General features: G+C 35.1%; 17 protein-coding genes. 4 read left to right on the top strand and 13 right to left on the bottom strand.

Annotation, left to right across the window (positions count from 1 at the left end; genetic code table 11):
• Positions 1–799 precede the first annotated feature (799 nt).
• From E0F98_RS14235 to E0F98_RS14190, 10 genes are all read right to left on the bottom strand, one after another.
• The gene (locus E0F98_RS14235) at positions 800–1,330 is read right to left on the bottom strand and encodes a CIA30 family protein (RefSeq protein WP_132112636.1); all 531 of its coding nucleotides are present in this window, start codon (positions 1,328–1,330) and stop codon (positions 800–802) included.
• A 299-nt stretch (positions 1,331–1,629) separates the two neighbouring features.
• Positions 1,630–2,487, bottom strand: coding sequence for an EamA family transporter (locus tag E0F98_RS14230; RefSeq protein ID WP_132112634.1), 858 nt, complete (start codon positions 2,485–2,487; stop codon positions 1,630–1,632).
• Between the two features lie 126 nt (positions 2,488–2,613).
• Entirely contained in the window at positions 2,614–3,327 is a 714-nt protein-coding gene (locus E0F98_RS14225) for a YebC/PmpR family DNA-binding transcriptional regulator (RefSeq protein ID WP_132112632.1), read from the bottom strand.
• Between the two features lie 105 nt (positions 3,328–3,432).
• Positions 3,433–5,466, bottom strand: coding sequence for a S41 family peptidase (locus tag E0F98_RS14220; RefSeq protein WP_132112630.1), 2,034 nt, complete (start codon positions 5,464–5,466; stop codon positions 3,433–3,435).
• 233 nt (positions 5,467–5,699) lie between these two features.
• Positions 5,700–6,782, bottom strand: a complete 1,083-nt coding sequence (gene gcvT / locus E0F98_RS14215; protein ID WP_132112628.1) for a glycine cleavage system aminomethyltransferase GcvT — start codon at positions 6,780–6,782, stop codon at positions 5,700–5,702.
• A gap of 312 nt (positions 6,783–7,094) precedes the next feature.
• Entirely contained in the window at positions 7,095–7,811 is a 717-nt protein-coding gene (locus E0F98_RS14210) for an AAA family ATPase (RefSeq protein WP_132112626.1), read from the bottom strand.
• 139 nt (positions 7,812–7,950) lie between these two features.
• A complete protein-coding gene (locus tag E0F98_RS14205) occupies positions 7,951–8,274 on the bottom strand; it encodes a type II toxin-antitoxin system PemK/MazF family toxin (RefSeq protein WP_132112624.1) in 324 nt (107 codons plus the stop codon).
• Positions 8,265–8,510, bottom strand: coding sequence for an AbrB/MazE/SpoVT family DNA-binding domain-containing protein (locus E0F98_RS14200; protein ID WP_132112617.1), 246 nt, complete (start codon positions 8,508–8,510; stop codon positions 8,265–8,267). Before E0F98_RS14200 ends, E0F98_RS14205 begins: the two co-directional genes overlap by 10 nt.
• Before the next feature lie 167 nt (positions 8,511–8,677).
• Positions 8,678–10,075: an alpha/beta hydrolase family protein gene (locus tag E0F98_RS14195; RefSeq protein WP_132112615.1), complete on the bottom strand. Its 1,398-nt coding sequence runs from the start codon at positions 10,073–10,075 to the stop codon at positions 8,678–8,680.
• 42 nt (positions 10,076–10,117) lie between these two features.
• Positions 10,118–11,653 (bottom strand): S10 family peptidase, encoded by a 1,536-nt coding sequence (locus E0F98_RS14190; RefSeq protein ID WP_132112613.1) that lies wholly within the window; start codon positions 11,651–11,653, stop codon positions 10,118–10,120.
• A gap of 152 nt (positions 11,654–11,805) precedes the next feature.
• Between E0F98_RS14190 and E0F98_RS14185 the strand changes: the two genes are divergently transcribed.
• From E0F98_RS14185 to E0F98_RS14175, 3 genes are all read left to right on the top strand, one after another.
• Positions 11,806–12,678, top strand: coding sequence for an NAD(P)H-hydrate dehydratase (locus tag E0F98_RS14185; protein ID WP_394345852.1), 873 nt, complete (start codon positions 11,806–11,808; stop codon positions 12,676–12,678).
• Positions 12,679–12,753: 75 nt separating this feature from the next.
• Positions 12,754–13,548, top strand: a complete 795-nt coding sequence (locus E0F98_RS14180) for a HipA family kinase (protein ID WP_132112611.1) — start codon at positions 12,754–12,756, stop codon at positions 13,546–13,548.
• Entirely contained in the window at positions 13,526–13,909 is a 384-nt protein-coding gene (locus tag E0F98_RS14175) for a DUF3037 domain-containing protein (protein WP_132112609.1), read from the top strand. The genes E0F98_RS14180 and E0F98_RS14175 overlap by 23 nt, the downstream gene beginning before the upstream one ends.
• Positions 13,910–13,962: 53 nt before the next feature.
• Here E0F98_RS14175 and E0F98_RS14170 read toward each other — a convergent pair whose 3' ends face one another.
• Both E0F98_RS14170 and E0F98_RS14165 read right to left on the bottom strand, forming a co-directional pair.
• Positions 13,963–14,472 carry a GNAT family N-acetyltransferase gene (locus E0F98_RS14170; protein WP_132112607.1) on the bottom strand — a complete coding sequence of 170 codons (510 nt, stop codon included), beginning with the start codon at positions 14,470–14,472 and terminating at the stop codon, positions 13,963–13,965.
• A 287-nt stretch (positions 14,473–14,759) separates the two neighbouring features.
• Positions 14,760–15,344: a fasciclin domain-containing protein gene (locus E0F98_RS14165; protein ID WP_132112605.1), complete on the bottom strand. Its 585-nt coding sequence runs from the start codon at positions 15,342–15,344 to the stop codon at positions 14,760–14,762.
• 333 nt (positions 15,345–15,677) lie between these two features.
• Between E0F98_RS14165 and E0F98_RS14160 the strand changes: the two genes are divergently transcribed.
• Positions 15,678–15,983, top strand: coding sequence for an alpha/beta hydrolase family protein (locus tag E0F98_RS14160; RefSeq protein ID WP_132112603.1), 306 nt, complete (start codon positions 15,678–15,680; stop codon positions 15,981–15,983).
• A gap of 34 nt (positions 15,984–16,017) precedes the next feature.
• Here E0F98_RS14160 and E0F98_RS14155 read toward each other — a convergent pair.
• The coding region (locus E0F98_RS14155; protein ID WP_165929331.1) for an ATP-binding protein at positions 16,018–16,227 on the bottom strand (210 nt) is incomplete at its 5' end.

Below are 16,227 nucleotides of genomic sequence, written 5' to 3'. Positions count from 1 at the left end.
AACAAATTTAGCGGAGTTACTTTGAGTAAAGTATGAGAAATGTCACATAAGGAAATTATTTTTTGTGCAAAATTATTTTTTGTAATTTTCCAATCGAAGAAAAATTGATTCAGCTGATTTAATTGGTACAACGCATGATAGGGCGTTTTTATGAATTGGAGAATGATCTAATTTTTTAATTATCCCTTGAATAAATTCAGCTAACTTTAGTGTTAACAGGAGTAACTATCGAAAAATAGAAACTCAGATTCCTAGAGTAATGGGTTCAGTACTCTTGGTTTTATTTATTAAGCGGTCTAAAAAACTCTATCTTGCCACATTTGGGGCAACTATACAAATCAAAGGATTCACGGTTTAAGAAGATTTCAAAAATATTTCCGAAAACCCCAGGATTCACGCCTTCATGGAACTTAAATTTTCCCGAATATAACATAGAAACACAACATCTTAAACAATTAAGATTGCGTGAGCTCGCATCCTCATCTGGAAATTCAATTATTTTTTGCTCGGTCAGACTGTAATTGCATTTCCAGCAAACCTCAAATCCTTCTTCAATTTTCTCATTACAGTTTGGACAGTGTGTCATGCGGATATAAGGATTAGATCATTTGTTAAGACAGCTTTCTCTTGATAAGGGCTATCTAAATTAGTAAAAATAGTTGTATTCCCGTTCTCTACATTTTACTTTTCACTAAAAATTACAATTTTGATATCCGTTATCGTGCTAATTAGAAATTCCAATTCGTATACTAAAAGGCTCTTGTACGAGCTGAGTTTTTTATTGTTGGATCTAAATGAGCTATTTTAACTCTATTTTATCTATCATGAGCTTGAAGTTTTCCCTTTTTTTATTGCCAATTAAAAATGTGATTTCTTCAATATAATCTTTTGAAAAATTAGCTTGGTCAAGCTTTCGTCCTCTGAAAGATGGATACATGTCTTTTAGGGGAATTTCGATTTCTTGCCAGTCCCCTGAGGTAGAAAAGGGTGCTATGTAGGAGTAATAATCTCCCGAATTAGATTTTATCCTAAACTGATAATTTTTACCATCTGCTTTAATTTTCAAAATAATGCGGGTATAATCCTTTACTTTCGTTTTAGGGAATCTATAACGCACTGAAGAGAATCCGCCATTATTGTCTAATGAAATACTACCTTGGAAAACACCAAAACCATCTGAATTTAATTTAAAAATGCCGGACGATACGCCGCCCATAACTGCATCATCTACAATTGTCCAGTCGTTAATATCTGAATTTTTGTTGAAGTCAAAAATTACTTTTGGGCTGATGGAAGAAAATAAAAGTATCATACAAATTAAGTGTTTCATAATAACGCGGCTTTTGATTAATAGCCAAACTTGGAAGCAAAACTTCAGTTCCGGACGTTGTAGTTAGGTTTCTCCAACTAAGATAGGTGTTTTTGCGAAGAAAACGCAGGAAGTAATTTAAATATTGCTAATTGTATTCGTATTTAGTTGCTGATGGAAGCTTTATTTTAATCAGTGAAAATCGGTCAAAATCCGTTTCATCCGTGTGCCAATTCTTAAAGTGATATAAACACAGAAATCGTCATAATTGAAAAAGAGACTTCGCAATCTATTTTGGCCAAAGCCATAAAAACAGCATTCTAAATGTAAATTTGCGAAAGCGCAATCAATACAATAGAAACTAACGCCAATGCTAGTCCTACATAGTTTCTGGCACTCATTTTTTCTCTAAACACAAGAATTCCTATAATGCTCCCAAGAATAATTACTCCCATATTCATTGCCGCAAATACGGTCGAAGGATTGTCAGCAAAGGCTTTATGGGATTTTAGATAAAAAAGGATATTCCCAAAATTAAATGCGCCTACAAGTCCACCAAAAAGAATATTGATGGCTGTTAATCGTGCTTTTTGAACAATTACATCATATAAAACAGCTCCAATCATTAGTGTCAACGCTATTGCAAAAATTACTAATAACGAACTCGTAAAGGGAAGACCAGTCGATAAAGCGATTTGCTTGAAAAGGATGTCTATGAGTCCAAATCCAAGTAGTACTGTAGCAGGATAAATCCATTTATTGCTGGTATTGGCAGCTGGTTTAGAAAGGATGAGTAGTAGGGCAGGAAAGCCTATCAAAAAGGCCGTAATCTTTAATAGATTGAATTCTTCGTTAAATATAAGCCAGGCTGCAAGTAGCGGTATAAAAAGTGAAAGCCTTTGGGCAGCATCTGTTTTTACGATTCCCATGTGTTTTATAGAGGCGGCTAAAAAGATAAATATTGAAGGCAGTAGAATTCCAAGCGTAACATAGATAGACCATGGCGCTGTGTGATCTATGGCGCTTAAATCAGGACTAAATACCAGAAAACAAAGTCCTATTGCAAACAGGTAATTCCAACTTACAATTTGGATCACGCTGATATTGTATTTGCGGGATAATTTAAAAATTACACCTACCGTGACGCTACATAAAATACTTAATAGAAGAAATAACATAGACTGAAAATTAGTGGCTATAAAAGTGAATTGCTATTAATGCTCTTTTGTTTTATAAAATAGTCAATTTAGAACTAAAAAAAACTCCAGCAGTACTGGAGTTTTATAGGTATAAGAAGAAACGAATTACGCTTCTTCCATGGTGTGATAAACGTTCATGACGTCATCATCTTCTTCCATTTTTTCAATCAATTTTTCTACATCAGCCATTTCAGCTTCTGTTAGTTTTTTAGTGATTTGAGGAATTCTTTCAAAACCAGACGAAAGGATTTCAAGATTGCGGTTTTCAAGTTCTTTTTGGATAGTTCCAAAACTGTTGAAAGGCGCATAAATTAAGATTCCATCTTCGTCTTCAAAAACTTCTTCAGCACCAAAATCAATTAATTCTAGTTCTAATTCTTCTGGATCAAGTCCTTCAGCCGGGATTCTAAAGTTACAAGTATGGTCAAACATAAACTCAACAGAGCCTTGCGTCCCCATATTTCCATTGCATTTATTGAAATAACTTCTCACATTAGCAACGGTTCTATTGTTGTTGTCAGTAGCAGTTTCAACTAAGATCGCAATTCCGTGTGGAGCATAACCTTCAAATAAAACTTCTTTATAGTTGGCTGTGTCTTTATCGGTTGCTTTTTTAATGGCACGTTCTACGTTCTCTTTCGGCATATTTGCTGCCTTAGAGTTCTGAATAACGGCTCTTAATCGTGAATTAGCTTCAGGATTTGGTCCGCCTTCCTTAACGGCCATTACTATGTCTTTTCCAATTCTAGTAAAAGCTTTAGCCATTGCTGACCAACGTTTCATTTTTCTCCCTTTTCTAAATTCAAAAGCTCTTCCCATTTCTTATTTATTATATTGAGTTGCAAAAATACAGTTATTCCGTATTTATACCAAAAACCTGTTCTGTTCTTTTTATGTATTTTGGATATTTTTTTCCTTTTTTTATCATTTTGTTGACTTCAATTCATCTATTATCGCAATGGCTTCATTCAAATAGTGGTTTTTTCTCAAGTCCTGTAATTGAAATTCATTATTTGCTTTTTCAGTGGGATTAATAGTTAACAGGTAAGTATTAAGTCGGCAATTATGGATAATCAATTTGTTAGTTTTTGTATCGAAAGCATTTATTTCCTGCCATAATTCATTGATTTCAGCCTTGTCATTAATGATGCTCGCTAGGGTAAGCGGTCTTGAGATTTTTGGCGTGTTCATTAAATTATTAATTTTAGTATTGAGTTCTTTTATTTCGTTGAAATACGAGTTGGCAGCGATTCTATCGCTACTTTTTTTAGCAATTTTTTCTATAACGCTATTTTCTTGGAATTTATTAAACCTTATAGAAGTTACTATGCTGTCATTTTTAAAAGCAGTAGGATAGTTGCGCTCTTTGTCATATATAGTTTCATAAATTTCAGGGACTAGGACATTGGGAATTGTGCCAATAGCTTGCACACTTTTTCCAGTTATTCTATAAAATTTATTAATGCTAATTTTCAAAAAGTTTTCCTCTTCATCATCGTCTAAAGGAACGATGGACTGCATTGTCGCTTTACCAATTGTCGCACTACCTAACAATACTGCCCGATTGTAATCTTGAATTGCAGAGGCAAAAAACTCACTTGCTGAAGCCGAATTTCCATTTACGAGTATTACAATTGGGTCTTCATAAATCATTCCTGGATAGGGATCATTGATTATCATCTGCGCTTTTTTATTGTCCAAAATAACTGAAATAGCTCCAGTATCGAGAAACATTCCGGCAAGTTTTATAGCTTCTTCCATCGAGCCACCACCATTGTCTATTAAATCAATGATTACACCTTCAATACTGTCTTTTTGAAGTTTTAGAACTTCTAGCGCTACATCTTCGGCACTTCCTTTGCCGGTGTTTCCTTCAAAATCAGCATAAAAAGCGGGGATTTTAACATAGCCATAGCTGCGATTTTTATGAGTTATTAGAAAACTATAAACTGCATTTTCCTTATCTTTTAAGAGTTTTTTCTCTACTAGTACATCAAAGTTTTTACCTGTGCTTCTTCTCAGCGTCAACACTATTTTTTTATTAGCATCAGATAGAATCATATTCGAAATTGATTCAATACTGGAACAGGAAACTTGCAATGTTTCTTTGAGGTTAGAAATCGCAATAATCTGATCCCCTTTTTTTATTGCTCCAGTTTGAAAAGCAGGACCGTTGGGATCTAATTTGATAACTATAATTTCGTTGCGACTGTTCAAACTTACGTTTAGTCCTAATGATAAATGTTCTTTGGACAACGAAGCCATAAAACTGGATTTAGTATCCAAGTTAAAATAGTTAGTATGCGGATCAAAATAGCTGCAAAAGTGATCAAATACACCAGCTTCTAATCCTGGTTTTCTTTGGAGTATCGCATTTATTTTACAAATCTCATTTTCGATAATTAGAAATTTAGTTTTTTTTTCTAATGTGGAAAAGTTAGCTTCAATTGAATCTAATTTGATGTTTTGAGAAACAATTTCTTCCAGAATCTCATACTTAATTTTTTTTCTCCAAACGGTTTCAACTTTGTCTGCTTCCAGATAAAATGGAAATGCTTTTTTGTAAAACCGAATCGTATCCTTTTGGCTATAATCAATCACATCGGTTTTCATTTTTTCTAAAATGGTTCTGTTTCTCAAAAGGCCAGTTTTATAAAGTGAGACAATATCTGAGCTAAAGGAGCAATCGTTTCCCTTAATTAAATCGTCTAACTGCAAGCGGTATTTATGAGCAAGCGACTCGTATTCTGATTTTAGGAAAACAGTTCGAGAAGGATCAAGGCCGTCGATGAAGGAATCAAATACATAGGTTGACAAACTATCGTCTATCGGTTTTGGCTGTATATGGTAATTCTGAATTAGTGTATTTATTTTCGAAAGTAAAATACATGCGTCCCTATCATTCTGGCCAAAAAGCGAAAATGCAGCGAGGAAGAAGACTAGAGTTATTTTTTTCATCTTCACTTTATTAATTTCAAAAACAGCTAAGCAGCTAAATAATTTTGATTATACCTAAAGTTACATAAAGTGCTAGACAAGAACTAATTTTAAAGTCTTATTTAATTAAAAATATAGATATAAATTAAGTGAAGAAAGAACATAAAAAAAACCACCAATTCGTCAATTTCTAAGACACCTTTGTAGATGTAATGAAAAAATAACGAAGTAGCGGTTTAGAATTAAGTACTGGTTTATTTCTTGTAGAAAGGTAATTTTACCACTTTAGCAGGAACATCGTTTTTGCGAATTCTAATAAAGATTTCGCTATCCACGGCACTATTAGCTACGGTTACATAACCCAATCCTATTCCTTTATTCATAGATGGAGACATTGTTCCTGAAGTTACAATACCGATTACAGCTCCAGTTGCGTCTACGATTTCGTAGTCATGTCTTGGCACTGCACGTTCTTGCATTTCAAAAGCAACAATTTTTCTAGAAACACCTTCTTCTTTTTGTTTTTTCAAGTTCTCAGAATTGGTAAATTCTTTGTTGAATTTAGTAATCCAACCCAATCCAGCTTCTAATGGAGAAGTCGTATCGCTAATGTCGTTCCCGTACAAACAGAAACCCATCTCAAGACGCAAAGTATCACGTGCCGCTAAACCAATTGGTTTGATTCCGAACGCTGCTCCAGCTTCAAAAACTTTATTCCAAATTGCTTCTGCTTGGTCATTTTTACAGTAAATTTCAAAACCTCCAGAACCAGTATATCCAGTCGCCGAAATGATTACATTATCAAAACCAGCAAAATCACCCACTTCAAAATGGTAATAAGGAATTGCAGCTAAATCTAATGATGATAAAGGTTGCAGTGCTTCAACTGCTTTTGGCCCTTGAATAGCAAACAAAGAATAGTCATCTGAAAGGTTTTTCATGTCAGCACCTACATCATTTCTAGCCGAAATCCATTCCCAATCTTTTTCAATATTCGAAGCATTTACCACTAACAAATACTCTTCTTCTTTCATTTTATAGATAATCAAATCATCTACAATTCCGCCATCATTGTTTGGCAAGCAAGAATATTGCGCTTTACCAATTGTCAAAGTCGATGCGTCATTAGAACAAACTTTTTGGATCAAAGCTAATGCATTTGGACCAGTAAGCAAGAATTCCCCCATGTGAGAAACATCAAAAACTCCCACAGCATTTCGCACTGTTTCGTGCTCAGCATTCACTCCTTCGTAAGTAATTGGCATATTGTATCCAGCAAACGGAAGCATTTTAGCTCCTAAACTTTCGTGTATGTGCGTAATCGCAGTATTTTTCATTGTGTGTTTGTATAAAATTTGAAGTCGCTAATTTATTGCTTTTTTATGGAGTGGCAAAGGAGAGCAGGAGCAAAGTTGAAAGATTCAATCGTTTTCGAAAACCAGCAGTAATTTTTCAATATAATTGTTTTTTGGAGCTATTCCAGCTATCCATTGCAAGTCCGCGTCTCGTCACGCCAAAGGGCGCCACGAGACTGTGGGCTTTCCATTTCTATCTGGGCTAGGGCAGTGGTGCTCAGTTGAACTCAGGATTTCCTATTGCGAATTTGCGAAAATTGAAAAAGTTTACAATAAAATTCTATCGATGATGAATTATTCGAAAGATTCCTCTTTTTCTAATTTTTCTATCAATGCAGCTTTAACTATTGTAAAAGCATAATCTCTTGCCTCTGCAAAGGAAATTGCATATTTGCGTTCGATGTTTTGCATTTCGATAGGAAAGGAAGCCAGCAATTTATCGTAATATGTGTCTAATATTGTAGCCGAAGGCATTTCAAAATTGATGCGCAATTGAAACCTTCGCATTAGCGCAATATCAATAATTTCGGGGTGATTTGTCGCGCAAATTAACAGGGCGTTTTTAGGGAAATAATCGATTAATTGGATAATGGTATTTACTAATCGACGCATTTCGCCCACATCATTATCATCGTTTCCTCTTGCTTTTCCTATTTGGTCAAACTCATCCAAGAAAAGTACTGTTTTTTCTCTTCCAGCTTTATCAAATACTTGCTTGATGTTTTGCGATGTTTCACCAATTCGAGAACAAACGATATTACTTAAATTCAAGCTGAGAATAGGTTTGCCAAGCGCGTTTGCAATTGCTTTAGCAGTAGTTGTTTTTCCGCAGCCAGAGTTTCCTTCTAGTAGTATCTTGTTGTTAACAGGCAAGCCGTATTTAGTAAGGGCGTCAACATATTTATGCTCTTTGACAAGTTGCTGAATTTGCTTTTGGTTGTATTCGTTAAGGAAAACGTCATCCAAAGAAACAATTTCTTTGTCGTTGATGATAAGATTAAATAGCTCCATTGTGGTAATGCTGTGTTTTGGCTGCAAATTTAAACAATATTAACAAACAGAATTATTTATTTAGCTATCTAAAAATTTGACTAAAAGTAGTAGCTATTTTGTATGTATAGCAAAGGTTAGCTATTGACGAATATAGAATCTAATCTACGTAAGTCTCTTTCAAAATACTTTTTACTTTCTCTATTTCTTTTTCATTCAAATCCCCCAAGATTTTTATTATTCTTTGTCTATCAACAGTTCTAATTTGGTCTAAAACAATCCAACCCTTGGTATGATTGTGGTTAATTTCGACTCTTGTGGGATACATTTTTGAACTACTCCTCATTGGAGCGATGACAATTGTTTGTAAAAATTTATTCATTTCGTTTGGCGAAATTATTATAGAAGGACGTGTTTTTTTCATTTCACTGCCAATTGTTGGGTCCAGATTTACTAAAACGATTTGGTACTGTTTTAACTCCATTCTTCTAAATTTTCATCTTCAAAAAAATCATCAATTAACAAACCATCTTCGCCATTTTCATGCATTTTTTTAAATGCACTTTCCCAGCCGCTTCTTGGTTCTAATTTCGGTTTTAGAATGATATATCCTTTTTCAAGAATAAGTTCCACTTTATCGGTGATGTTATATTTTTCTAAAATAGTTTTCGATAGACGAATTCCTTTAGAATTTCCAATTTGAACAACAGAAATATCCATAATGCTTTATTTTGTAGTTACAAAGTTATTACATTTATTTGTAAATCCTATTTAATAAGTTGATTTTGTATTGATAGTAATTATAATAATCATTATTTCATCTATTCTTTAAATGACTTGATATTAATATTTTAAGTTCAGCTAAACAATCACCAATCACAAAACATTTATTTCGTTTGTACTTTTATCCATTTTGTAATTTCTTCTAATGCTGTAGGCGAAAATGTTTGTTCGATTGTTGCATAATCAGCGGGAGAACCCGTTTTAGATTCTTGAAATAAGTGGTTCAAGCCAGCTAACTCGATTGTGGTTGCGTTTTTATTTCCTCCTTTTGTCAAAGCATTTTTTATTGCCGTGAGATTTTCTTTTGGTGGAACTTGTAAGTCTTTTTCGCCGTTAAGAGCTAAAACAGGACATCTTACTTTTTCTAGTGCTGGCGCTGGATTGTATTTTAAAAAGTATTGCATCCACGGACTTGTAATTTGATCTACTTGTAACGAAACATAGGTCTTTTTTGTCATTCCGTTTGGAATTTTAGCAGTAGTATCATTTTTTAGAAGTTCATTTATTTGGTTTGTCAGTGCTGTTTTTAGCTTTTGATTGTCATTTGAATTTACGACCATTTCAAAAAGTACTTTGTTGTTCTGAATTGTTTTTTTTATGTCGGTTTCTGTTGCGCCGTTTGCGCTTGCAATTAGTGCTTGTTGTAGTAATAACAATTGGTCTCCTTGAATTCCTGTTCCTGCTAAAAGCACAATAAAACTAACGTCTTTTGATTTTGAAGCAACCATAGGGGCAATTAAACCACCTTCACTATGACCGATTAAGCCAATTTGCTTTTTGTTGATTTCTTTTCTGGTTTTCAAATAACTAATAGCGCTTTCAACATCAGTGGCAAAGTCGGCAGAAGTAGCGGTTTTAAAATTTCCTTTGGATTTTCCCACACCTCTATCGTCATATCGTAGCACTGCAATTCCGTTTTTGGTTAAATAATCAGAGAGTACTAGAAATGGTTTGTGTCCTAATAATTCTTCATCTCTGTTTTGAGGACCACTTCCAGAAATTAAAATCACTACAGGAAAGACACCTTCTTTTTTAGGAAGCGTTAAGGTTCCTGCTAAGGAGATGCTTGCTTTTGGATTCTCAAATGTTATATCTTCAGAATAATAGGAGTACGGTTTTGAAGGCTCTTGTGGTCTTTTTACGACTTCCTTATCGATGGCTTTTCTAGATAAATTCATTGGGAATTCTTGGCCTGCTTGTTTAAAAGTTCCAATGATTTCGTTTTCGCTTAATTCTCCTTCGTAGGCAATTCCGGCGTTTGCAATTTCAAATTTAATTCTTGAGTTTTCAAAAGTTGTTTTGGTTACAGGAATACCTTTTGCGCCTTGATCAGGGCTGTCCATTGACGCGCTAAACGTATTGTCTGATTTGGTTACATTAAAAACAAGTCTTAACTGTGTTCCTTGCACTTTTAATACACCATTCCATTGTCCAGTAATATCTTGTGCTTTAACTGTAAATGTGGATAAAAGTATAATTAGTAAAATTGAAAATGTTCTCATGTAATTTAAATTTAATTTTTTTTTTCCCTAGAAAGAAATAACTTAATATTTCGCTGCCTGACCATCTTTAGGCAATGATTGCTTTATGAACTCTCTAATGTCTTCATTAGCAGTTTCTAAATCTTGTTTTCTTAAATACATCATATGTCCACTTTCATAGCCTTTCCAGCTCATTCTATCTTTCAACTTTCCGCTGGGGTCCATTTGCCATAAATTGTATTTCGAATTAAAATAATCGCAGGCACCATCATAATATCCGGCTTGCACCATGACATGCAAGTATGGATTTTGAGCCATCGCCTGACGAAGATTTTCTCCTGTTTGATCATTTGATCTATCCCAAGGATGCACTGGACCAAACATATTGTATTTAAAGTCGGTTTTGTAATTCAAATTATTTCGAAGATAAATATTAATGGCGGGAGTAAAAGAGTGTAACCATGAAGTTAGCTCAGCGTTAAAATCGGGTCGGTCTCCAGCGTCCTTGCTATCGATTCCTTTGTAACGGGAATCGAGTCTCCCTATAGTAAATCCTTGCTCACGTAAAAGTTCTTTCCAGAAATAATTAAATGGAACATCTAAGTTATTCTGCTGCACCGCTTTCTCTGAAAGTCCAGAGTAGCGTGCTATTTTTGTTGCTATCTCTTTTCTTTTTCCTTCCTCTAGAAATCCACCTTTACTAAGTGCGGGTAGTAACTCATTCATTGTAAAGTCTTCGACTTCGGGCAACATTGCTGTTAAGTCTTTGCTTTGCAAATCGGCAGGCAGCATTTTGTGATACCATGCTGTAGCGGCGAAATAAGGCAATTTAAGAGCAGCATCAGCAGCGACTCCGCGAGTTATTCCTAAGGTTGTAGGAGAAACTAATATAACACCATTAAGATACATCCATTCACTGTTTTGCAATTCGAGTGCAAGTCCAGAAACACGTGTTGTTCCGTAGCTTTCGCCGATTAAATATTTAGGTGAAGCCCAGCGCTCCGTGCGGGTTACAAATCCGCTAATCCAATCGGCAAGGTATTTTACGTCGGCATTTACTCCAAAAAAGGTAGATTTAGGCGTTTCCTTATTTGTCATTCTGGAGTAGCCGGTATTTACTGGATTTACAAAAACTATATCGGCAACATCTAAAATAGAATATGGATTTTCTTTTATTCCATAGGGTTGCAATGGATATCCTTCGTCATCAATATTTAATAGGGCAGGACCAGTATAAGCGATATGCATCCACACGGAAGCAGATCCAGGGCCACCATTAAACGAAATTACTAAAGGACGTGCGGCACGATTTTTAACGTCAGAGCGTTCATAATAAGTATAAAACAATCCTGCAATTACTTTCCCTTCTTCATCCCAAACAGGCATGGTACCCGTCGTTGCTTTATAAGGCACTTTTTGACCTTTTATAGTGGTAGTATGATTAGTGACTACACTTTGGTCGGGGTTAAAAATGAGATTCGAAGATGAATTATTCTCTTTTTTAGGTTCTTTTGATTCTTTAGACTGTACTGTAGTTTGTTGAGCATACGAAGTGCTGATGCAACCAACTAAGATTAATAAAAATAATGTTTTTTTCATGAGCTTATAAAACTGGTTTAATGGTAAGTATAATTTGAAGTTACTAAAGTATTATATTTTAAATGAAGAACAAATACCGACTACAATATTTGTAAGAATCTATAGCATATTTTATTGGACGCAACTAGTTTGATTTTAAAATTCGTAATTTTATGCAAACAAATTCCACGATGAAACTCATAACTGTTGACGAAATAGAAATACGCAAACGCTACAAAGCAATTGATAGCCAAACCCACAAAGGCGCTCAAGGCCATGCATTAATCATTGCGGGAAGTTATGGTAAAATTGGCGCTGCCGTTTTAGCTTCAAAAGCTTGTCTTAAAACGGGCTGTGGCCTTGTAACTGCTTTTATTCCTAAGTGTGGCTACAATATTGTTCAAATATCGATTCCGGAAGTTATGGTCATCACGGATGCGGAAAAAAAATACATTTCGAACATTGTATTCGAGATTAAACCGCAAGCGATAGCAATTGGTCCTGGATTAGGGCAGGAGGAAGCGACGCAAAAGGCATTTCACGAATTTCTAATCACCAATAACATTCCGCTAGTTGTTGATGCCGACGCACTTAATATTCTTTCGAAAAATAGGTCGTGGCTTGCCTTATTACCATCTAAAACAATTCTGACACCACATCTTAAGGAATTAGAACGACTAATTGGAACCTGGGATTCAGAGGAAGAAAAGTTCGAGAAAACCATTACTTTTTCTATGCAGTACGATGTGATTGTTGTTATGAAAGGTGCTCCAACGCATATTATTAATGCCGAAGCGGTGTACAGGAACACCACAGGAAATGCCGCCTTGGCTACAGCCGGAAGCGGCGATGCACTAACGGGAATGATTTGCAGTTTATTGGCACAATCTTATGAGCCTATTGACGCGGCGATTCTCGCGGTCTATCTTCATGGATTTACCGCAGATATTGCTTTGCCAGGAATAGGGACTCAAGCTTTTATCGCTTCAGATATTATTGAAAATATAGGTAAAGCATTTTTGGGGATAGAAAACAGTAATAAATAATTGTGCTTGTACTACAATTCGTCGTAGTTATTCGTACGTTTGTATCCCTGCTTTTAGCACAATTAATAATAGATTATGGAAAATAAATCCGATCTTAGAACCGTAAATGTTACGCGGTACATCACCCCTTTGCGAGAAGGTGGTTCGTTGCCAGCATTGGCGGAAGCCGACGATGATTTTAAATATGTTTTAAAATTTAAGGGTGCCGGACATGGTGTGAAAGCACTAATCGCCGAGTTGATAGGCGGTGAAATTGCACGTGTTTTAAAATTACAGATTCCTGAGTTAGTGTATGCTAATCTCGACGAAGCTTTTGGACGCACTGAAGCCGATGAGGAGATTCAGGATTTACTACAAGGAAGTCAAGGTCTTAATCTTGCCTTGCATTTTCTATCTGGAGCTATCAATTTTGATCCTGTTGTTACAGTAGTAGATGCTAAACTAGCCTCTCAAATTGTATGGTTGGATGCATTTATTACAAATGTAGATCGCACGTTTAGAAATACTAATATGTTGATCTGGCATAAAGAATTATGGCTTATCGATCATGGGGCAAGTTTCTATTTTCATCATTCGTGGACAAATTGGGAGAAGCATGCGCAAAGTCCGTTTGTACTGATTAAAGACCATGTGCTGTTGCCACAAGCTTCCATGTTGCAAGAAGCAGATGCTTTATTCAAAACGATTTTAACAGCCGAAACCTTGAAATCTATAGTAAACCTTATTCCTGTAGAATGGCTTGATTGGCAAGATACAGACGAAAGTCCTGAGGAAGTACGCGCGGTGTATCTTCAGTTTCTATCTATGCGCCTGAACCACTCTCAAAATTTCATTAAAGAAGCCCAAAATGCAAGAGAAACACTTATATGAGTACTCGGTAATCCGCGTTGTACCAAGGGTAGAACGTGAAGAGTTCCTCAATGTAGGGATTGTTGTTTTTTGTAAGAAAGCAAAATTCATCAAAATGCTTTATACCATTGACGTCGCAAAGATGCAATTGTTTTGTGGGGAGTTAGACCTAGAGCAGCTGCAGTTAAACCTAGAATCTTTCCAGAAAATAGCACATGGAAGCAAAGAGGGCGGACCCATTGCACAATTTGATATTCCATCTCGTTTTCGTTGGTTAACGGCTTTGCGTAGTTCGGCGATTCAAACCTCTAGACCGCATCCTGGATTATGTGATAATTTAGAAAATACCACAGAATGGTTATTTAAAGAAATGGTTTTATAATTAAAGATAAACTCCTTGAAAATCTGGTAATTAATTTAGTGATATCATATTGATTAGATTATAATTTTTTCTAATACCATAAATTCCAGAGGTGTTTGTAAAATCGGAATATGAACATCGCTTACTGGAAAAGGTTCTCTTGCTCCTGTATCTAAATAACCGTGACGTTTGTACCAAGCAATCAATTCTTCTCGAAGAGAGATAACCGTCATTACAATTTTGGGTAAATCCAATGCTTTTGCTTGAATCTCGGCTTGATGCAGTAATTTTTTTCCAATGCCGCTATTTTGTATCTCGGGCGAAACGGTGAGCATTCCTAAATACAATTGCTGCTCTTTTTCGATTAATAAAACACAGCCTACTATCTGGTTTTTCTCTGTGAATTTTAGTAGTGTGTTGTTCGTATTGGCTATAATTTCTGCTAATTCCACCTCAGTAGTACGGCTGCCTTCCAAAAGTTCGTCTTCGGTGGTCCATCCTTTTTTAGACGATTCGCCGCGGTAAGCAGAGTTGATTAATTTATTTAAGCTCGAAATATCTTCGGGTTTCGCTTTTGTAATCATGTATGTTTTCTAAGTTCGGTACTGTGGCTATATAATTTTCAAAGATAAAAAAATGAAGGCTTAATTATCTTGAATTTTTGTAGTTATTATGATGTGATGTGTTTTTTTCGATGCTTCTATTTTTGTTACGATTCTAATGCTCTTATTGAGTAAAAGCTATTCTAAAAACTGTACTAATCAATTCACTTCTCAATTTCATTACCATCAATTAGAATTTGTTCCAACTTAGAAGCAAAAAAAAAACCGCTACATTGCTGTAACGGTTTGTAATAAAATGAGTTAAAACCTTATTTAGGCATAACTACGGTATCAATTGCATGAATAACTCCGTTTGAAGCAGCTACATCAGCAAGAATAACTATTGCAGTTCCTCCATTTGCATCAGTCAACATCACTTTTCCATCCTTCAAGCTTAAGGTAATGGTACCTCCTTGAACAGTTGTAACAGTGTATTTTCCGTTATTTTTGTTTATTGCATCGATTACCGTTGCAGCATCAAATTTTCCTGACACAACATGGTACGTCAAAACGGATTTTAATTTATCAGCACTTTCTGGTTTTAATAAGCTATCTACAGTTCCTGCTGGAAGCTTTGCAAATGCAGCGTTATTTGGTGCAAAAACCGTAAAAGGACCTTCGCTGCTTAATGTTTCAACTAATCCAGCTGCTTGTACTGCTGTTACAAGGGTGGAAAAGTCTGCATTACCAGATGCGACACCTACAATGTTTGGTGTTTCTGCAACAGCCATTGTATCAACTACAACGGTTGTTGAATCTGTCATTTCCATTGATTCCTCTTTTTCTTTTTTACCACAAGAGGCAGTGATTAATCCTACTAGCACAAGAGTACTAAATGTTTTTGCTAATTTCATAGTTACTATTTTAGTTTAAAATTAATTAATAGGTTCAAATATAGTTCTTTATATCTTTTGTCTAACATTATTAACAAAAAATTAAACATTTTATTACTAATGGTATTTAAATAACTGCTATTGAGCTCTTTAATGACTAGAAATAAGCAGTACTATTCATGGGTTGAACCTGTAGAATTTTTTCTAAAATTTTCATAAAGTTTAGCCTGATTTAGTAATATTATAGACTGATATAGATGATTAAAACTTCTTTTTTTAGATTACTATTATTTTTTGAGAGCTATAATTCCGCCAACTCCTTATCTTTGTTTATTGCAGTTTAAAAGAAATAGAATGATACTAAATAGAAAATTTATCCTCAAAGGGGCGTTAGATGAGCAATTTGCATTGGATTTAAGTTATTCTGAATCTCCGCAGCAAAAAGGGATAATTATTTTTTGTCATGGGTTCAAAGGCTTTAAAGACTGGGGTTGTTGGTCAATGATAGCCGATTATTTTGTGAAAAATGGTTTTGCCTTTTTAAAGTTCAATTTTTCGCATAACGGAATGGGACTTGAAGATTCAGTCGAATTTACTGATCTCGATGGGTATTTCGGTGGGACCGTGCCACCCATTTCGGTTGAAATGGTGCCACTTTGAAAGATATTACAATAATACAAAAAGTTTGTTCAGTTTAAAAATTTGCTTTTCTCATAGACTCACCTGTTAGTTCTATTCTATGAGAGGAATTTACAATCCTATCTAGCACTGCATCGGCAATAGTACAGTTCCCAATTATGTCATGGTATGCAGATACCGGTATTTGAGAAGATAGTATTATTGATCCTTGATTGTGTCTTTGATCAACAATATCTAATAAAGCTTCCCTAGACTGATTATCAAA

Source organism: Flavobacterium hiemivividum (genome assembly GCF_004349145.1).
GTDB lineage: Bacteria > Bacteroidota > Bacteroidia > Flavobacteriales > Flavobacteriaceae > Flavobacterium > Flavobacterium hiemivividum.
Note: the sequence above shows the minus strand (reverse complement) of the source record. Positions and strands in the feature narration are given on the sequence as shown.